Source organism: Lysobacter sp. P5_C4 (genome assembly GCF_054049695.1).
The window spans coordinates 339,211-358,788 of sequence record NZ_JBFULX010000004.1 but is presented as its reverse complement, the minus strand read 5'-3'; the positions used below and the strand labels follow the sequence as shown (position 1 = coordinate 358,788).

General features: G+C 68.4%; 16 protein-coding genes. 12 read left to right on the top strand and 4 right to left on the bottom strand.

The window, feature by feature from the left end; all coding sequences use genetic code 11:
* The first annotated feature begins 7 nt into the window (after positions 1-7).
* The 9 genes from ACXJJ8_RS12070 (at position 8) to tkt (ending at position 12,272) form a co-directional block, all read left to right on the top strand.
* Entirely contained in the window at positions 8-1,900 is a 1,893-nt protein-coding gene (locus ACXJJ8_RS12070; protein ID WP_499030342.1) for a type IV pilus secretin PilQ, read from the top strand.
* Positions 1,901-2,022: 122 nt separating this feature from the next.
* Entirely contained in the window at positions 2,023-3,027 is a 1,005-nt protein-coding gene (locus ACXJJ8_RS12065) for an AAA family ATPase (protein ID WP_499030340.1), read from the top strand.
* A gap of 2 nt (positions 3,028-3,029) precedes the next feature.
* Entirely contained in the window at positions 3,030-3,944 is a 915-nt protein-coding gene (locus ACXJJ8_RS12060; protein ID WP_499030337.1) for a DUF58 domain-containing protein, read from the top strand.
* Positions 3,945-3,951: 7 nt separating this feature from the next.
* Positions 3,952-4,398, top strand: a complete 447-nt coding sequence (locus ACXJJ8_RS12055) for a DUF4381 domain-containing protein (RefSeq protein ID WP_499030335.1) — start codon at positions 3,952-3,954, stop codon at positions 4,396-4,398.
* A complete protein-coding gene (locus tag ACXJJ8_RS12050) occupies positions 4,386-5,396 on the top strand; it encodes a vWA domain-containing protein (protein WP_499030332.1) in 1,011 nt (336 codons plus the stop codon). The genes ACXJJ8_RS12055 and ACXJJ8_RS12050 overlap by 13 nt, the downstream gene beginning before the upstream one ends.
* Positions 5,393-7,180 carry a vWA domain-containing protein gene (locus ACXJJ8_RS12045; RefSeq protein ID WP_499030330.1) on the top strand — a complete coding sequence of 596 codons (1,788 nt, stop codon included), beginning with the start codon at positions 5,393-5,395 and terminating at the stop codon, positions 7,178-7,180. Before ACXJJ8_RS12050 ends, ACXJJ8_RS12045 begins: the two co-directional genes overlap by 4 nt.
* Positions 7,180-8,832: a BatD family protein gene (locus ACXJJ8_RS12040; RefSeq protein ID WP_499030328.1), complete on the top strand. Its 1,653-nt coding sequence runs from the start codon at positions 7,180-7,182 to the stop codon at positions 8,830-8,832. The genes ACXJJ8_RS12045 and ACXJJ8_RS12040 overlap by 1 nt, the downstream gene beginning before the upstream one ends.
* A gap of 55 nt (positions 8,833-8,887) precedes the next feature.
* On the top strand, positions 8,888-10,195 hold the full coding sequence (locus ACXJJ8_RS12035) for a dicarboxylate/amino acid:cation symporter (RefSeq protein WP_499030326.1): 1,308 nt from the start codon (positions 8,888-8,890) through the stop codon (positions 10,193-10,195).
* Between the two features lie 85 nt (positions 10,196-10,280).
* Positions 10,281-12,272 carry a transketolase gene (gene tkt, locus ACXJJ8_RS12030; RefSeq protein WP_499030324.1) on the top strand — a complete coding sequence of 664 codons (1,992 nt, stop codon included), beginning with the start codon at positions 10,281-10,283 and terminating at the stop codon, positions 12,270-12,272.
* 15 nt (positions 12,273-12,287) lie between these two features.
* On the opposite strand, the gene ACXJJ8_RS12025 is transcribed toward tkt, so the two are convergent.
* From ACXJJ8_RS12025 to ACXJJ8_RS12015, 3 genes are read right to left on the bottom strand one after another with little or no spacing between them, the layout of a single operon-like run.
* Positions 12,288-13,040 carry a sulfite exporter TauE/SafE family protein gene (locus tag ACXJJ8_RS12025; protein WP_499030322.1) on the bottom strand — a complete coding sequence of 251 codons (753 nt, stop codon included), beginning with the start codon at positions 13,038-13,040 and terminating at the stop codon, positions 12,288-12,290.
* 14 nt (positions 13,041-13,054) lie between these two features.
* On the bottom strand, positions 13,055-13,918 hold the full coding sequence (locus ACXJJ8_RS12020; protein WP_499030319.1) for an MBL fold metallo-hydrolase: 864 nt from the start codon (positions 13,916-13,918) through the stop codon (positions 13,055-13,057).
* A gap of 19 nt (positions 13,919-13,937) precedes the next feature.
* On the bottom strand, positions 13,938-14,825 hold the full coding sequence (locus tag ACXJJ8_RS12015) for a S1/P1 nuclease (RefSeq protein WP_499030316.1): 888 nt from the start codon (positions 14,823-14,825) through the stop codon (positions 13,938-13,940).
* A gap of 94 nt (positions 14,826-14,919) precedes the next feature.
* On the opposite strand from ACXJJ8_RS12015, the gene gap reads away from it, so the two are divergent.
* From gap to ACXJJ8_RS12000, 3 genes are all read left to right on the top strand, one after another.
* Positions 14,920-15,924 (top strand): type I glyceraldehyde-3-phosphate dehydrogenase, encoded by a 1,005-nt coding sequence (gene gap / locus ACXJJ8_RS12010; RefSeq protein ID WP_499030313.1) that lies wholly within the window; start codon positions 14,920-14,922, stop codon positions 15,922-15,924.
* Between the two features lie 157 nt (positions 15,925-16,081).
* Complete coding sequence (locus tag ACXJJ8_RS12005) at positions 16,082-17,815, top strand: sensor domain-containing diguanylate cyclase (protein ID WP_499030311.1); 1,734 nt, start codon at positions 16,082-16,084, stop codon at positions 17,813-17,815.
* Positions 17,816-17,889: 74 nt separating this feature from the next.
* On the top strand, positions 17,890-19,086 hold the full coding sequence (locus ACXJJ8_RS12000) for a phosphoglycerate kinase (RefSeq protein WP_499030309.1): 1,197 nt from the start codon (positions 17,890-17,892) through the stop codon (positions 19,084-19,086).
* Here the strand turns inward: ACXJJ8_RS12000 and ACXJJ8_RS11995 are convergent.
* A complete protein-coding gene (locus ACXJJ8_RS11995; protein WP_499030307.1) occupies positions 19,065-19,574 on the bottom strand; it encodes a GNAT family N-acetyltransferase in 510 nt (169 codons plus the stop codon). The two genes, ACXJJ8_RS12000 and ACXJJ8_RS11995, sit on opposite strands and share 22 nt — an antisense overlap.
* Positions 19,575-19,578: the final 4 nt, after the last annotated feature.

Here is a 19,578-nt window from a genome sequence, read left to right as displayed (position 1 = left end):
AAGGACGATGACCTTGCACAACGCCACACCGATGCGGCCCGCACGGCGCCCCTTCCTTCGGGCCGGGGCCCTGGGGCTCGCGATCGGGCTCGTGACGGCCTTCGGCGCCGCGGATGCCGCCCAGGCATCGCGCGTCCTCGCGGCGCAGTCCGCGGCCACGGCCGCCACCGCCCCGACGCCCAATGTCGATCCGAGCAAGAACGTGCCCGGCACGATCTCCGTCTCCAACATCGACTTCAAGCGCGGCGACGGCGGCTCCGGCCGGCTCAGCCTGCGCTTCAGCGGGTCCGGTGCGATCCCGGACATTCGCAATGAAGGCTCGCGCGTGATCATCGATGTCGGCAACGCCAAGCTGCCGGCCTCGCTGGCCAAGCCGCTCAACGTCGCCGACTTCGCAACGCCCGTGCAGCGCATCGAAGCGCGGCCGGACGGCGCGGGCACGAAGCTGGTGCTGGCCACCAACGGCAACTTCGAGTCGATGGCCTACCAGACCGGCAACGAATACGTGGTCGAAGTCGTGCCGCGCGCCGCCGCCAAACCGGCCGCGGGTGCGGCCGTCGGCGCCACGGCGTCCGGCGGTCCGGCCAAGGTCTACGGCGGCCGCCCGGTGACCTTCAACTTCCAGGACGTGCCCGTGCGCACCGTCCTGCAGCTGATCGCCGAGGAATCCAACCTCAACGTCGTCGCCTCCGACACGGTCTCGGGCAACGTCACGCTGCGCCTGATCAACGTGCCGTGGGACCAGGCGCTGGACATCGTCCTGCGCGCCAAGGGCCTGGACAAGCGCCGCGACGGCAACGTGGTGTGGGTCGCCCCGCAGGACGAGATCGCCAAGTACGAACAGGCGAAGGAAGACGCGCGCATCGCGATCGAAAACCGCGCCGAGATGATCACCGAGTACATCCCGATCAACTACGGCAACGCCGAGGACATCGCCAAGCTGCTCACCGAGGAAAGCAAGTCGAGCTCCGGTGGCGGTAGTGGCGGCACGAACGCCCAGCGCGGCTTCCTTTCCCCGCGCGGCAGCATGAGCTTCGACCGCCGCACGAACACGCTGCTGATCATCGACATCCCCTCGAAGGTCGCCGAAGTGCGCCGCCTCGTCGGCCTGCTCGACAAGCCCGTCGACCAGGTGTTGATCGAAGCCCGCATCGTGATCGCCACCGAGTCCTTCGCCCGCGAACTGGGTGCGAAGTTCGGCATCGCCGGCGCCAACGAGAACGTGTTGTTCAACGGCAACGTCGCGGGCAACACCGCCAACAGCGGCACGCCGCGCCCGACCCCGCCGGCGAAGTCGCTCAACGTCGACCTCCCGGTCGTCGGTGCCGCCGGTTCGCTCGCGCTGTCGATCATCAACGCCGGCTACGTGCTCGACATGGAGCTCTCGGCGCTGCAGACCGAAGGCCGCGGCGAAGTGATCTCCAACCCGCGCATCGTCACCAGCAACCAGAAGGAAGCGGTGATCCGCCAGGGCCAGGAAGTCGGCTACGTGACGATCTCCCAGCAGCAGGGCTCCGGCGCGGCGATCCCGAACGTGCAGTTCAAGGACGTCCTGCTCGAGCTGAAGGTCACCCCGACGATCACCAACGACGGCCGCGTGTTCCTCAACATGGCCATCAAGAAGGACGAGATCGAAGGCTTCATCGACACCGACATCGGTGACGTGCCCCAGATCAACAAGCGCGAAATCAACACCGCGGTGCTCGTCGACAACGGCCAGACGGTCGTGATCGGTGGCGTGTACGAATTCCGCGACCGTGCCGACGTGACCAAGGTGCCGTGGCTGGGCGACCTCCCGGTGATCGGCAACCTGTTCAAGAAGAAGGGCCGCACGAAGGAGAAGGCCGAACTCCTGATCTTCGTGACGCCGAAGGTGATGATGGTCTCCCAGCGCAGTTGATCTTCTTCGCCAAAGCATGAATGCAACGGGGCCTCACGGCCCCGTTGCCGTTTCGGGGTGAACCAACGGGCCGCGAACCAGTCAAACTCGGCCCGACACCGCCCGGGATCCCCCGCCCCAGCATGGACAATCGCGCCGAAAGCCACGCCGCACCGCCGTCCCGCCTGCATGCGGCGTTCGCCGCCTTGCGCGACCAGCTCTCCGCCGAGATCGTCGGGCAGGGCGAACTGATCGAACGCCTGCTCATCGCCCTGCTCGCCGATGGGCACCTGCTCGTCGAAGGCGCGCCGGGCCTGGCCAAGACGAGCGCGATCCGCGCACTGGCCGCACGCCTGGACGCCGCCTTCGCCCGCGTGCAGTTCACGCCCGACCTGTTGCCCGCCGACCTCACCGGCACCGAAGTCTGGCGTCCGCAGGACGGCCGCTTCGAATTCCAGCCCGGCCCGATCTTCCACCCCATCCTGCTGGCCGACGAGATCAACCGCGCGCCGGCCAAGGTGCAATCGGCGTTGCTGGAAGCGATGGGCGAGCGGCAGGTCACCGTCGGCCGGCAAACCTATCCATTGCCGGCGCTGTTCCTGGTGATGGCCACGCAAAACCCCATCGAACAGGAAGGCACCTTCCCGCTGCCCGAAGCGCAGCTCGATCGTTTCCTCATGTACCTGCGCATCGGCTATCCCGCCGCGGCGGCCGAAACCGAAATCCTGCGCCTGGCGCGCGAACGCGCACGCAACGTGCTGCAGGCGACGGGCGAGGCGATTGCGCGCATGCCCATCGACACCGTCTTCGAAGCGCGTGCCGCGGTGCTCGACCTGCACCTGGCGCCGCCGGTCGAGCGTTACCTCATCGAACTCGTCCTCGCCTCGCGCGAGCCGACGCGTTACGACGCCGCGCTCGCGCGTCGCATCGCGTGGGGCGCGAGCCCGCGGGGTTCGATCGCGCTGGAGCGCTGCGCGCGTGCGCGTGCGTGGCTCGCCGGACGCGACTTCGTCACGCCCGAAGACGTGCGCGCGATCGCGCCGGACGTGTTGCGCCATCGCGTGTTGCCGAGCTACGAAGCCACCGCCGAAGGCTGGGACGGCGATCGCCTCGTGCGCGCGCTGCTCGACAAGGTGCCCTTGCCCTGACCATGCCCCGTGCCGTGCCGCCGCAGGAAGGCATCGTGCCCACGCTGCAGGAACTCGTCGGCTTGCGTGCGCTCGCACTCGGCCGTCGTGCGCCGCGTCGCGGCCGGCACGGCGTCACCGGGCAGGCGCTTTCGCCGATGCGCGGGCGCGGCATGGAATATGCCGAATCGCGCGAATACGCCATCGGCGACGACGCGCGCCACATCGACTGGCGCCTCACCGCACGCAGCGGCCGCCCGCACACAAAGTTGTTCCAGGCCGAACGCGAACGCCTCACGCTGCTCATCGCCGACACCGCGCCGACGCTGTACTTCGGCACGCGCGTGCGCTTCAAGTCGGTGCAGGCCGCGCGCGCGGGCGCGATCGCAGCATGGGCCGCGTTGCGCGACGGCGACCGCGTCGCCGCCCTGCGCGGCAGCCAGCGCGAAGCACCGATTCCACCGGCGGGCGGGCCACGCGGCGCCCTGCGGGTGCTCGATGCGCTCGTGCGCTGGTATGCCGCGCCACCGGAGGAGGACGCGGGCCTGGACGTCGCCCTGGATCACGCCCAACGCGTGCTTCGTCCCGGTTCGCGCCTGATCGTCCTCGCCGATCCGGCGAGCATCGCGGCGATCGATCCGCATCGTTGGCCGGCGTTCGCGTTGCATCACGACACGACCGTGCTGCTGCTCGTCGATCCGCTCGAACGCGATCCGCCGAAAGCGGCGCTGCCGTTCGCGACGGGCGATCACCGCGTCGAACTGGACCTTGCGAGTGCACCGCAACGCCAGCGCTGGCGCGGCGAATTCGTCGCGCCGATCGAAGCCGCATTGCAGGCGCTGCCCGCGCGCGGCGTCCGCGTGGACGTGTTGTCAACCGATGCGCCGAGCGACGCATGGCTGGGTGCGTGGGGCCGTCCGCAGGCGAGCGTGGCCTGAGATGCGCATGACGCCCGACCTGGTGTTGCGCGATGTCCACGCCGCTCCCGCGACGCCGTGGTGGCCGCTCGCGCCGGGGTGGTGGCTCGTGCTCGCCGCGCTCGTCGCGATGCTGCTGACCCTTGCATTCATCGCCCATCGCAAGCGTGCGCGTCGCCGCGCGATCGCGCGCGTGTTCGACGACATGCTCGACCGGGCGACCACACCGCCGGCGCAAGTCGCCGCAATTTCCGAGCTCCTGCGTCGCGCGGCTCGTCGCAGGAACCCCGATGCCGATCGCTATGAAGGTGACCGCTGGCGCGCGCATCTCGACCACGACGCACGCGAGCCGCTGTTTCGTGGCCAAGCCGGCACGGTGCTGCTCGAGGGCGCTTTTCGTCGCGACGTCGATCCGGCCGCCGTCGAGGACCTCCGCGGTCGCGCGCGCCGCCGCTACCTGGAATGGATGCGGTGAACGCGCTCGCCCAGTGGTGGTCCGTATTCGCCTGGCCGCTCGCACTGCTGGCGATTCCCTTGCCGCTGCTCGTGCGCTGGTTGTTGCCGCGCCGGCGTTCGGCGGCCGCCGCGCTGCGCGTGCCCTACGGCGCGCACATCGACAAGGTCGCGCAAGCCGGCAGCGGCCACGCATTGCGCGGCCGGGGTGCGGGATTGCTCGCGTGGTTGGCGTGGATCGCGTTGTGTTTCGCATGCGCGCGCCCGCAGGAACTCGGCCCGCCCATCGCGCCGCCGCAAGTCGGGCGCGACCTGATGCTCGCCGTCGATCTGTCCGGCAGCATGAGCGAAGAGGACATGGAACTCGGCGGCAACGTGGTCGATCGGCTGACCGCCGCGAAGGCCGTGCTCGCCGACTTCCTCGATCGTCGCGGCGGCGACCGCGTCGGCCTGCTCGTCTTCGGCCAGCGCGCGTACACGCTCACTCCGCTGACGCTCGATCTCACCACGGTGCGCCAACAATTGCAGGACAGCGTCGTCGGCCTCGCCGGGCGCGAAACCGCACTCGGCGATGCCATCGCGCTCGCGGTGAAGCGCCTGCAGTCGCAACCGGCCGAACAACGCGTCGTGATCCTGCTGACCGATGGCGTGAACACCGCCGGCGTGCTCGATCCGGCGAAGTCCGCCGAACTCGCGCGCGACGCGAAGGTGCGCGTGCACACCATCGCGTTCGGCGGCGAAGGCGGCGTGTCGCTGTTCGGTTTCCGCCTGCCCGGCGCGGGCGACTCGGAGATCGACGAAGCGGGCCTGCAGCGCATCGCGCAGATCACCGGCGGTCGCTTCTTCCGCGCGCGCGATACCGAATCCCTCGCGGGCATCTACGCGGAAATCGATCGTCTCGAACCGATCCGTCGTCCCGGACAGGCCGTGCGTCCGCGCATCGAGCGCTATCCGCTGCCGCTGGCGATCGCGCTCGGCCTCGCGGCCCTGGGCGCCGTGCCCTTGCGGAGGCGCGCATGAGTGGCGTGGAGATGCTGCATTTCCTGCGCCCCGCATGGTTGTGGGTGTTGCTCGCCCTGCCGCTGATCGCATGGCTGTGGTGGCAGCGCGGGCGGCGCGACAATGTGTGGCGTGCGTCTGTCGACGCGCATCTGCTTCCGTGGTTGCTCGAACCGGCGTCGAACGCGCGCACTCGCGGAACGCTCGTTGCCGTGCTGCTCGCGTTCGCACTGGCCGTGCTCGCGCTCGCCGGACCGGCATGGAAACAGGTCGCGCAACCTGCGTGGCAGAGTCGCACGCCGCTCATCGTGGCGCTCGATCTGTCGAGCAGCGCGCTCGCGGCCGACCTTCCGCCATCGCGCTTGCTGCAGGCACGCGCGAAACTCGCCACGCTGCTGCAGGAACGCGCCGGCGGGCAGGTGGGCCTGCTTGCGTTCGCCGACGACGCTTACACCGTCGCGCCGCTCACCGACGATGCCGCGAATGTCGCCCTCTTCCTCGACACGCTGGCGCCCGACGTGATGCCGGTCGACGGTCATCGCCCGGATCGCGCAATCGCGCGCGCGGTCGACCTCATGCGCCAGGCCGGCTTCGACCGCGGCGACATCCTCGTGCTCACCGATCACGGCGACGCCGCGGCCAATGCCGCCGCCGCGCAGGCAGCCAGGCAGGGCATGCGCGTTTCGGCCCTCGGCCTGGGCAGCGAGCAGGGCACGGTCGTGCAACAGGTGGGCGGCGGGATTTCGCGCGTCTCGCTCGATCCGGCGTCGTTGAAAGCGCTCGCCAATGCGGGCGGCGGGCGCTATGCGACGGTGTCCATCGACGATTCGGACTTGCGTGCATTGGGCGTGCTGCATGCCGATGCCGCGGGCGCGACATCCACGCAGGGGCGCGCGGGCCGGAGTTGGGAAGACGCGGGTTACTGGCTCATTCCGCCCTTGATGTTGCTGGCGGTGTTCGCGTTCCGTCGCGGTGCGGGTGTCGCGGCGATGCTGGTGGTGTTGTGTGTGCCGATGGGTTTGGCGCACGCGCAGGAGACGCCGCAAGGGACGCTCTGGCGACGTGCGGACCAGATCGCCGCGCAGCGCATGGAATCGGGCGAGGCGGCGTATCACGCAGGCAAGTTCGACGCGGCCGAAAATGCGTACGACGGGCTGCCTGGCGCCGATGCGCAATACAACCTCGGCAACGCGCTCGCGAAGCAGGGTCGGTACGAAGAGGCGCTGTCTGCCTACGATCGCGCGTTGCGCGCCAGGCCGGACATGCAGGACGCCATCGCCAATCGAAAGGCCGTCGCCGCTGCGATGAAGCGCAAGCCCCCGTCCGGCGATTCCAAGCGCAACGATCCCCGTGCGCAGGGCAAGCAGGACGGCAAGCAGCAACAACCGCAATCCGGCGCGGCACGGGCGCAGCAACAACAAAAACAGCCACGATCCGCGCAACAGGGCGGGCAACCGCAGCCCTCGCAATCGCCGCAACGTTCCGGCCAGCAACCGCAGCCGTCGCCGGGGTCGGGCCAAGCGCAGCAGCAAGCGCAAGCCAAACCCGAATCGCCGAAGCAAGCGCAGGCACAACGCGCCGCCGACGCCGCGCAACGCGAACGCATGCAGCGCGCGCTCGGCCAGGGCAAGGATGGCAAGCCGAAACAGGGCCAGTCCCAGGCACGCGCGGAAACCCCGCAGGAACGCGAACGACGTCTCGCGAACGAAGCGTGGCTGCGCCGCGTCCCCGACGATCCGGGCGGCCTGCTGCGCGCCAAATTCCGACTCGAATACGAACGCCGCCAACTGGAGGGCGGCGAATGATGCGCAAGTGGACTGTCGCGGTGCTCGTCCTGTTCGCGTTGCTCGCACCCGCCGCGCAGGCGCAGGTGCGCGCGTGGCTGGATCGCGACCGCATCGAAGCCGGCGAAACGACGACGCTCAACGTCGCGGCCGATTCCGCGCAAGGCGGCCCCGACTATGCGCCGCTCGAACGCGACTTCATCCTGAGCGGCCATTCCAGTGCGCGCAGCGCGCGCGCCGAGAACGGCCGCATCACCGTGAGCGCGCAGTACTCGGTGGTGCTGCAACCGCGGCGCGAAGGCGTGATCACGATCCCGTCGCTGCAAATCGGTGGACAAACCACCCCGCCGCTCACGCTCACCGTCGCACCGCTGAGCCGCGTGCCGACCAAGGCGGGCGACGATACGTTCATCGAATCGGAGCTCGACGACGGCGATCCGTGGGTGCAACAGGCGGTCGGACTGAAAGTGCGCCTGTACACCGCCGTGCCGTTGGTGTCCGGTGCGCTGGAACAATCCGAACCGGAGGGCGCCACGCTGCGCAAGGTCGGCCAGGACCTGCAGTACGCGCAGGAAATGGGCGGGCGACGCTACAACGTGATCGAGCGGCGCTTCCTCGTCATCGGCGAGCGCAGCGGGCGCGTGGTGTTGCCCGGTGCGCGGTTCCGCGGGCAGGGCGTCGGGGGATTCTTCGACGATCTGCTCGGCGATGGTCGGCGTCCATTGGCCGCCGACGCGCCCGATCGCGTCCTGCAGGTGCGCGCAATCCCCGCCAATGCACCGCAACCGTGGTTACCGTTGAGCGATCTGCGCCTGCGTTACGTCGCCTTGCCGCATGCCGCGCGCGCCGGCGAATCGGCGACCGTGCAGATCGAAGCGGTCGCCGATGGCGCCGTCGCCGCGCAAATGCCCGAACTGAAACTCGCCTCCACCGGTGCGGCGCAGATCTTCCCCGCGGCCCTGCAGGCGGACGAATCCTTCAGCGAAGCGCGACCGCGCACGACCTTGTCGCGCACGTTTTCGATCGTGCCCACGCGCGCCGGTGCGCTGCGCATCGATCCCCCGCGCCTGGAATGGTGGGACGTGCGCGCTGGCGTCGCGCGCACCGCGACCTTGCCGCCGATCGAATTGCAGGTCGCACCAGGCACGGGCGTGAATGCGAACAACGCGCCGAACGCGGGCGTGCCTGCTGACGTCGCCGACGCAACGCCGACTGGCGACGGCCGCATCTCGATTCCCGGCATCCAGGGCCGCGTCCTGCCGTGGGCCGCCGCAGCGGCGGCATTCGCGCTCCTCTGGCTGTTCACGTTGTTGTGGTTCCTGGGCCACCACCCGAAGCGCGCACCGGATGCTGTTTCGCCAGGCAAGCCCGTCGCTGCGCGCCCCGACCTCAAGCGCGCGCTGGCCGACGGGGACCTGGGCGACATTGCCGAAACGCTCTGCGCCTGCGTTAGTCCGCCCGCTGCCGACATCGATGCATTGCGCGCGCGCATCGCCGATACCGACCAACGCGCCGCCCTCGACGCGTTGCAGCGCGCGCGTTGGGCAGGCGGGGATCCACGCGCCGCGCGTGAGTCGCTGCGCCGCGCCTTCACCCGCGGCGTACGTGTCGCCACGGCGCAGCCCGCCGCAACCGTGCCGGATCCGCTGCCGCCGCTCTATCCGCCGGCCTGAGCCGCGCGTTAAAGTCGCCCCGTTCCGCGGGCGGTCCGCGGCCAAGGACACCCGCATGGCCACGCCCACCGCGCGCAAGCGCCTCCCGCTGCACACGAAGATCGCCATCGGCTTCATCGCCGGCATCACCGCGGGCCTCGTGGTCCACGCCACCGGCAGTGATGCGGCGTGGGTGCAGATCTTCACGACTTACGTCACCACGCCGTTCTCGAAGATCTTCCTGGCGCTGATCTTCATGCTGATCGTGCCGCTGCTGTTCTCCGCCCTGGTCGTGGGCATCGCGGAAATGGGCGACGTGCGCGCGCTCGGCCGCATCGGCTGGAAGACCTTGTTCTACACCGTGCTGCTGTCGGCGGTGGCGGTATTGCTCGGTCTGGTGCTGGTGAACTGGCTCAAGCCCGGCGCCGGCGTCGATCCCGCGCTGGCGCAGCAATTGCTCGCCGACAATGCCGACCGTGCGAAAGAAATCGTCGCCAGCGTCGGCGAACAACCGCGCGGCATCGACATGCTCGTGTCCATCGTGCCCGACAACGTGATCGCGGCGGCCGCGAGCAACGGCACGATCCTGTCGCTGATGTTCTTCGCGGTGATGTTCGGCATCGGCCTGGTGCTCACGCGTACCCCGCAGACCGACGTGCTCAAGCGCGGCATCGAAGGCCTGTTCGAAATCTCGATGACGCTGATCGGCCTGGTGATCCGCCTTGCGCCGATCGCGGTGTTCTGTTTCATGTTCAACCTGGTGTCGATCTTCGGATTCGACTTGCTCCTCCGCCTGGGTGCGTATGTCGGCGTCGTCGTGCTTGCGCTCGCGTTGCACCAGTTCGTCAGCTATTCGGTCGCGTTGAAGCTGGCCGGCCACTCGCCGGTGAAGTTCTTCAAGGGCGCGCAGGAAGCGATGGTGATGGCCTTCTCGACGGCCTCCAGCAACGCGACGCTCCCCACCGCGCTGCGGGTGGCCGAAGAGGAACTGGGTTTGCCGCGGCGCATCGCGCGCTTCGTGCTCACGGTCGGCGCCACCGCCAACCAGAACGGCACGGCCCTGTTCGAAGGCGTGACCGTGTTGTTCCTCGCGCAGTTCTTCGGCGTGGACCTCAGCCTCGGCCAACAGGCGATGGTGATGCTGGTCTGCATCCTCGGCGGCATCGGTACGGCCGGCGTCCCGTCGGGTTCGTTGCCCGTGGTGGCGCTGATCTGCGCGATGGTGGGCGTGGATCCCGTCGGCATCGGCATGATCCTGGGCGTCAACCACTTCCTCGACATGTGCCGCACCACGCTCAACGTCACCGGGGATCTCACGCTCGCCACGCTCGTGGCCGCGGGTGAACCGGATTTGGGCGCCGGCGAAACAGCCGCTGCGCCGTAAGCCCCTCCTGCGGGAGGGGAGCACCGCGTCGCCCGGGCATGGGACAATTCCGCCCCTGCCCGCCGCTTCCGACCCCGCCCCCGCCATGCCGACGCCCAGCCGCCGCGACCTCGCCAACGCCATCCGATTCCTCGCCATCGATGCGGTCGAGGCCGCGAAGTCCGGCCATCCGGGCATGCCGATGGGCATGGCGGACATCGCGGAAGTCGTCTGGAACGACTATTACCGCCACAACCCGAACAACCCGTCGTGGTTCAACCGCGACCGCTTCGTGTTGTCCAACGGCCACGGCTCGATGCTGCACTACGCGCTGCTGCATCTGTCCGGTTACGCGTTGACGATCGACGACCTCAAGTCGTTCCGCCAACTCGAATCGAAGACGCCGGGCCACCCGGAAAACTTCATGACGCCGGGCGTGGAAACCACGACCGGCCCGCTCGGCCAGGGCTTCGCGAACGCCGTCGGCATGGCGCTCGCCGAAAAACTCCTCGCGCAGCGCTTCAACCGCCCCGAGTTCGAAGTCGTCGACCACCACACGTGGGTGTTCCTGGGCGATGGCTGCCTGATGGAAGGCATCTCGCACGAAGCCGCGTCGCTCGCCGGCACGTGGGGCCTGAACAAGCTCATCGCCATCTGGGACGACAACCACATCTCCATCGACGGCGACACGCAGGGCTGGTTCACCGACGACACCGGCAAGCGATTCGAGGCCTATGGCTGGAACGTGGTGCGCGGCGTCGACGGCCATGACGCCGACGCGATCAAGCGCGCGGTCGATGCAGCGCTCGCCTCGAACGACAAGCCGACGCTGATCTGCGCACGTACGACGATTGGTTTCGGTTCGCCGGCGAAGGCCGGCAAGGAATCGGCGCACGGCGCACCGCTGGGCAAGGATGAAATCGTCGCAACGCGCGCCGCGTTGAACTGGCCGAACGCAGCATTCGACATCCCGCAGGACATTCGCGACGGCTGGCGCGCCGGCAACGCGGGCCTCGTGCGCGAAGACCAGTGGAATCGGCTGTTCGATCAGTACGCCTCGCGTTACCCCGAACTCGCCGACGAACTCGTGCGCCGCGCGCGCAACGAACTCCCGGACAACTGGGCCTCCGCGGCCGATGCCTACATCGCGAAACTGCAGGCCGAAGGCCCGGTGGTCGCGTCGCGCAAGGCGTCGCAGATGGCGCTGGAAGCGTACGGCCCGCTGCTGCCGGAATTGATCGGCGGCTCGGCGGACCTCGCGCATTCCAACCTCACGTTGTGGAAGGGCAGCAAGTCCGTCACCAGCGACGACGCCAACGCCAACTACATCTACTTCGGCGTGCGCGAGTTCGCGATGACCGCGATCAGCAACGGTCTCGGCCTGCACGAGTGTTTCATTCCGTACGACGCGACCTTCCTCGTCTTCAGCGACTACGCGCGCAACGCCGTGCGCATGAGCGCGCTGATGGGTGCGCACGCCATCCACGTCTATACGCACGATTCGATCGGCCTGGGCGAAGACGGCCCGACGCACCAGCCGATCGAACACGTCGCATCCCTGCGCTACATCCCGGGCAACGACGTGTGGCGCCCGTGCGACGCGGTCGAATCCGCCGTCGCCTGGCGCGCGGCGATCGAACAACACGACGGCCCCTCGTGCCTGGTGTTCACGCGCCAGAACCTTGCGCACCAGCCGCGCACGACGCAGCAGGTCGCCGACATCCGACGCGGCGGTTACATCCTGCGCGACAGCAAGGGCGCACCGCAGCTGATCCTCATCGCCACCGGTTCGGAAGTCGAACTCGCGATGCAGGCCGCCGCGCAACTCGGCGACGGCGTGCGCGTGGTCTCGATGCCGAGCACGGATGTGTTCGATCGCCAGGACGCGACGTATCGCGAAGCGGTGCTGCCGAATGCCTGCCGCCGCCGCGTGGCGATCGAAGCGGGCGTCAGCGATTTCTGGCGCAAGTACGTCGGCCTGGATGGCGCCGTGGTCGGCATCGACCGCTTCGGTGCGAGCGCGCCGGCGGAGAAGCTGTTCCCGCACTTCGGGTTCACGGTGGAGAACGTGGTAAAGGTGGCGCAGGCGCTCGCGTAAGTCGCGCGCGCCTGGTCAGGCAGCGAACAACAGTTTTCCTGCCGCGATCAACAACACCACGCCCAAAGCCTGGCGCAATCGATGGACGGGCAGCCAGCGCAATCCGAGTTGCGTGCCGAGCAGGGCGCCGATCGCGACTGCGACCAACCATGCGGGCAACGCTGCAGGCAGCGTTCCCGTGGCATGCAGCAATCCCGCAAGACCGGTCAGCGAGTTGATCCAGACGAAAGCAACGGACGTACCACTCGCTTCGCGCGTCGGCATCCAGTGCGCGAACAACAGCAACGGCGTGAGGAAGATCGCGCCACCCGTGCCCGTGAGCCCCGACAACACACCGATCGCGGCACCGATCGACAGCCCTGGAATCCAGGGCACGCGCCGGCCTTCGGCGGACGCATCTTCCTGCGTCGCATGCGAGGCGCTGCGGAAGATCCCGACCGCCGCAACCAGCAGGACGACGCCGAGCAGCGCCGAGTAGGTTTCCTTCGGCAACTTGATTTGCGCGGCGAAGAATGCAGCCGGTGCGGACGCGAGCACGAAGGGCAACACGTTGCGCCACTTCACCTGTCCGCCGCGCCAGAAACGCACGAGCCCGATCCCGCCGACCAGCAGGTTCAGCGCAAGCGCCGTGGGCCGCAATTGCGCGGGTGCGAAACCGAGCAGCGCCATCGATGCGATGTAGCCGCTTGCGCCTGCGTGCCCGACCGAGGAATAGAGCGTGGCGACGATGAACAACAGGGCCGCTGCGACCCATTCGACTGACGTCATGCCTGGAGGTTTCCTTACACGCAGTTGAGCGGAATACGCAGGTAACGCACGCCATTGTCCGATGGTGGCGGCATCGCGCCGGCGAGAAGATTGACCTGCAACGACTGCAGGATCAACGCAGGCATCGGCAATGTCGCATCGCGCGCTTTTCTCAGCGCGACGTACGCCGCTTCGCTGGTGTCGGCGCGCAGGTGGATGTTGTCGCGTTTCTGCGCGCCGATGCTGGTTTGGCAGGCAACGGCGCGGCCGTCCGGGCCGTAGTCGTGGCAGACGAAGACGCGCGTGTCGTCGGGCAGTGCATAGAACGATTGGATGGTGCGATACAACGTGGCCGCGTCCGCGTTCGGGAAGTCCGTCCGGGCGGTGCCTGCGTCGGGCATGAACAGCGTATCGCCACAGAACAGCGCATCGCCGATGCGATAGGCCACGCAATCGGCCGTGTGGCCCGGTGCGCCCATCACGTGGGCGTCGATCTCGCCGATCGCAAACCTGTCGCCGGCTTCGAACAGGCGTCCGAATTGCGAGCCATCCAGCGCAACCTCGTCGCCGAACCCGAACACCGGCGCGAAGCTGCGCTGCGTCTGCGCAATCCCGCTGCCGATGCCGAGGGTCGCGCGCGGACAGTGTTCGAGCAGCCACTGCGCATCGGACAGGTGATCGGCGTGCGCATGCGTTTCGAGCAGCCAGCGCACGTCGAGCGCGTTGGCTTGCACGTGATCCAGCAGCTTCTGCGTCGAGGCGTGCGTCGTGCGCGCGGACTTCGCGTCGAAGTCGAGCACCGGGTCGATGATCGCCGCCACGCGCGTCGCCGGGTCCGATACCACGTAAGTCCACGTGCCGGTGGCGGGGTCGTGGAACGGGGCGACGTCGGGGCGCATGGGAATGCTCCTGCGAAAGTCAGGGCGTGGGCGTGCCCAATGTTTCATCGAGCAGGTGCGCGAGCCGCCATGCGGCCTGGCGCACGCGTTGTTCGGCGAAGGGGCGCATCGCGTCGAGGTAGGTCCGATCCAGTTTGTGTCCGCTCGGATACAACGAACGGCCATCGACGGCGCGGCAGGACTCGCCGGCCCACGCCATCGGCGGGCTCACCGGGCCGGATTCCGGCGGCCACGGCAATGCATCGAGGCGATCGGCGTAGCCCTTGAGCCCGAGGCCCGGATGGCCCTTCCGGTCCACGCCGACCTCGCCGAGGATGTAGTAGTCCCAGATCGAATGCAGGTTGGTGCCCATTACGCCGTCGACGTAGTTCTTCTTTGCATAGGCCTCAGGCTCGAGTTTCGTCGACAGGCTGATCTGGTAATCGTTGCCGCCCTTGTCGGGATGGTTGGACGCATGCATCGGCTGGTGGACGTCGCCGACGAAGTGGACAAGGAACTTCAGCGCTTCGCGGCGCGCCGCGAGCGGCTGCGTGCGATCGGCCAGGATTTTCCGCTGCGTGTCGATGGCACCGACGACGCACTGGCCGTCCGGGCAGTCGCGCGCCAGGTCGAAGTCACAGGTGCCGTCGTTCGTGTTGATGTAGTGCCAGCGCGACGTGGCCTTGAACCGCGCACCGTCGCTGTTGCGCAGGTCGTCGGCCCAGGTGGCCACGCCGGCGAGGGTCGGGTCTTTCTCTCCCGCCAGCAGCGCGTCGATCTGCGCCTGCGTGGCCGGTTGGACGTGGCGCTGCGCCAATTCCCCCACCATCCGGTGCCCCAGCGCGCTCCAGGCCCGGGCCTGCGGGGCCGCGAGCAGGGCACCCACGAGCAGGGTGAGGGGGAGCAGGGCGTGCGGAAGTCGGGGCATCACGGTAGCCGTGGGGGAGGGTTCCTCTAAAATACCGGGCTTTCCCGGACGCGGGCCACCGCGGACGCACCCTTCCCCAGCTCCAGGAGTCGAAATGGCGATCAAGGTTGGCATCAATGGCTTCGGCCGCATCGGCCGCAACGTGTTGCGCGCTGCCGTGCAGAACTTCGGCAACGACATCGAGATCGTGGCCATCAACGACCTGCTGGAGCCGGATTACCTGGCCTACATGCTGATGTACGACTCCGTGCACGGCCGCTTCAAGGGCGACGTGAAAGTCGAAAGCGGCGCGCTCGTCGTCAACGGCAAGACCATCCGCCTGACGCAGGAACGCGATCCGTCCAACCTCAAGTGGGACGAGGTCGGCGCCGATGTCGTCATCGAATCGACCGGCCTGTTCCTCGACAAGGCCACCGCGCAGAAGCACATCGATGCCGGCGCGAAGAAGGTGCTGTTGTCGGCGCCGTCGAAGGACGACACGCCGATGTTCGTCTTTGGCGTGAACCACCAGAAATACAAGGGCGAGGCGATCGTTTCGAACGCTTCATGCACCACCAACTGCCTCGCGCCGCTGGCCAAGGTGCTGCACGACAAGTGGGGCATCAAGCGCGGCCTGATGACCACCGTGCATGCGGCCACCGCCACGCAGAAGACCGTCGACGGCCCGTCCAACAAGGATTGGCGCGGCGGCCGCGGCATTCTCGAGAACATCATCCCGTCGAGCACGGGTGCGGCGAAGGCCGTGGGCGTGGTGATCCCGGAGCTCAACAAGAAGCTGACCGGCATGTCGTTCCGCGTGCCGACCTCCGATGTCTCGGTCGTCGACCTGACCGCCGAACTCGAGAAGCCGGCGACCTACGCCGAGATCTGCGCCGAGATGAAGGCGCAATCGGAAGGCGCGCTGAAGGGCATCCTCGGCTACACCGAAGACAAGGTGGTCGCCACCGATTTCCGCGGCGACGCGCGCACTTCGATCTTCGACGCCGATGCCGGCATCGCGCTGGATTCGACCTTCGTCAAGCTCGTGAGCTGGTACGACAACGAGTGGGGCTATTCGAACAAGTGCCTGGAAATGGTCAAGGTCATCGCCAAGGGCTGATCGCCCTGCAGTGACTCACGTCCTGCGGACGGGGTCACGGACCGGTCTTCACATGCGACCCCGCTTTGCGGGGTCGCGCATTTCTGCGACGTAGTGCCGCCCCCGGCGAGGCTTTCCCCGTTGCCGACCCCGCGCGGCCCCGGTAGCTTGCAGGGTTATGGCGGCGGCGCTTCCCATCGAAATCCGGTCGGCAGGCCCCGACTGGGCGCTGCGGCGAGACTTTGCGCGTCTCCTGGTCGTGGCGGTGGTGCTTCCCGCGCTGATCCTGTGCGCCCTGCTGGCCTGGAGCCAGTCCACTTCGCAACGCGCCCATGCCGCCGCGAACCTGCACTCGGCCGCGGAGGTCACCGCGCGCGACTTCGATGATTTCCTGCGCGTGCACGGCGCGGTCGTCGCGGTCCTCGCCGCGCGCCGCAGCAGCGAAAACACGCTCGGCGACCGGGCACGCTGGTCCGACGACCTGCGTCGCCTGCGCGAAAACTACCCGGGCTTCGCTGCGATGCGGGTGCTCGATGCGCAAGGGCGCCTCATCGCCACCGATCCGGCCGAGCGCGGCGCGCCCGACCCGGGCCCGTGCTTCACCACCGCGCAAGGCCAGGATGCGCCGACGATGTCGGATGTGTACCGCACGGCGCCCGACACGCCCCCGCGCTCCTGCGTAGCCGCGCCCCTGCACGCGAACGGGCGCTTCGCCGGCATCGTCGAGGGCGCGATGCGCGTGGAGAAATCCGGCCAGCGCATCGCCTGGTTGCGCATGCACGGTTATGAAGCGGTGCTGGTCGATCGCCAGGGCCAGGTCGCCTATGCCAGCAGCGGCCTGTCGCTCGCGCCGATGGATAGGCTGGACGCAACGCCCGGCGGCAAAGCCTTGCGCGCGGTCGAACCCGGCGCATCGGACAACGGCTGGCAACGCGTGGACGGCGTGCTGCACGACGGCGAAGGCGCCTACGCGATCGCGATGCCGCTCGCGACCGGTTGGCGCCTGCTGGTGCTGATGCCGAAGTCGACGCTGGATGCCGAACTGTTCCGCACCATCGCCACGATGCTCGGCCTGCTCATTGCCGTCGCCGCCGGCGTGCTCGGCATCGCGTGGTGGCAGATGCGCCGGCTCTCCACGAGCGTGCACCGTTTGCTGGTGCAGATGCAGCGTTTCGCACTCGAGCACGCGTCCTCGCCGATCTCCGCCGAATCGATGCCGCAGGAACTGGCGCCGCTGGCCGATGCGATGAACCAGCTCAGCGATCGCATGGCCGATGCATATCGCGCGACCAGCCGCAGCCTGGAGGAACAACGCCGCCTGCGTTCATCGCTGGAACAGGTCGTGGATGCGCGCGAGCGCGAGATTGCGCAGCGCACGGCCGAATTGCGCAACGCCGTCGCCGAACTCGACCGCCTCAGCCGGACCGACGCGCTGACCGGCTGCCTCAACTATCGCGGTTTCCGCGAAGTGGCGAACCAGTTGTGGCGCGACACGCACGGGGAGGGCGGCATGTTGTCGGCGCTCGCGCTCGATATCGACCACTTCAAGGCCTACAACGACCGCTACGGCCATCCGCGCGGCGACAACGCGCTCAAGCGCTTCGCCGGCGCTGTGCGCAGCGCGCTCTATCACCGTGAAGACGTCATCGTGCGTCCGGGCGGCGAGGAGTTCATCGTCTTCCTGCCCGACACGACGCTCGAGCAGGCGATCGGCGTCGGCGAACGCATCTGCGCCAGCGTGCTGCATGCCGACATCGCGCACGCCGGTTCGCCGATGGGCGTGCTGACGGTGAGCATCGGGGTGGCGACCAACCTGCCGGAGGATGGCGACGACCCGGAGGTGATGCTGGCGCGCGCCGATGCGGCGCTGTATCGCGCCAAGCATGCGGGGCGAAACCGCGTATCGCTTTGAGCGCCCGGGCTGTCGGGAACGCCTTCACCGGCCCCGCTACAATGTGCGCCCCCGCAATACGCCAAGGCGCCAAGATGCCCATCGTCCGGATGTCCGAGATCGACCTGCGCAACAAGCGCGTCCTGATCCGCGAAGACCTCAACGTGCCGATCAAGGACGGCCAGGTCGCCTCCGAACAACGCATCACCGCCGCGCTGCCGACCCTCGTCGCCGCGCTGGACCAGGGCGCCGCGGTCATGGTCATGTCCCACTTGGGCCGCCCGACCGAAGGGCACTTCACCGAAGCCGATTCCCTCAAGCCCGTCGCGCAACGCCTGTCCGAACGCCTGGGCCGCGAAGTGCGCCTGGTGCGCGATTGGCTCAGCGCGGATTTCGACGTGAAGCCGGGGCAGATCGTGTTGCTCGAGAACTGCCGCATGAACATGGGCGAAGGCAAGGACGATCCGACGCTCGCGAAGAAGTACGCGGCGCTGTGCGATGTGTTCGTCATGGATGCCTTCGGCACCGCGCATCGCGCGCAGGCCTCCACGCACGGCGTGATCGAACATGCCAAGGTCGCCGCCGGTGGTCCGCTGCTGATGGCCGAACTCGACGCACTAGCGCAAGCGCTCGAAGCGCCCAGGCGTCCGCTGCTGGCGATCGTCGCCGGCAGCAAGGTGTCGACGAAGCTCGAACTACTCGGCTCGCTCGCGCAGAAGGTCGACCAACTCATCGTCGGCGGCGGCATCGCCAACACCTTCATCGCCGCGATGGGCCACGGCGTCGGCAAGTCGCTGTTCGAGGCCGACCTCATCGACACCGCGCGCAAGATCATGGCCGATGCGAAGGCGCGCGGCGCCGACATCCCGCTGCCAAGCGACGTCGTCGTCGCGCCCGCGTTCGCGGCCGATGCGCCGGCGACGGTGAAGCCGGTCGACCAGGTCGGCGCCGACGAGATGATCCTCGACATCGGGCCGGAAACGGCGCAGCGCTACGCCGCGCTGATCATGCAGGCCGGCACCGTGGTGTGGAACGGCCCCGTGGGCGTGTTCGAATTCGATGCGTTCGGCAAGGGCACCGAAACGATGGCGCGCGCGATCGCCGCGTCCGATGCGTTCTCCATCGCCGGCGGCGGTGACACGCTGGCGGCCGTCGACAAGTACGGCATCGCCGACCAGGTCGGTTACATCTCCACCGGCGGCGGCGCGTTCCTGGAGTTCCTGGAAGGCAAGCCCTTGCCTGCGGTCGCGGCGCTGCAGGCGCGCGGCGCTCAGGGCGCCGACAAGCAGTAACGATCCTGCGCGACGCGCGCGAACCCCGCGCGCGCCAGCAATTGTTGCGAGGCGACGTTCGCGGGTGCGACCGTGGCCTGGATCCGTTCGACGGCCAGCGCGCGGAAGGCCCACGCGGTGGCCGCGCGCACCGCATCGGTCGCGAGCCCGCGTCCGCGATGTTCGGGCAACAACGCGTATCCGATCCACGCGCTGCGCCCGCCTTCGATGTCGTACAGCGTGCACGTACCGATCGCCCCGTCGGCGTGGGGCAGGGTGACGATCCAGTCGATGCGCCCGCCGCCTTCGAAATGCCCCGCGCACTCGGCGATGTACGCCGCCGCCTCATCGATGCCCTGCATCGGCGCACGCGGCCAGTGGCGCATCGTTTCGGGATCGGAGAACAGCGCGAAGACCGGCGCGGCATCGTCGGGGGCCGGCGCACGCAAGCGGACGCGTTGCCCTTTCACGACGGGAAAGCCCGGGGTGGAAAACGTATGCAACGCCATGGCC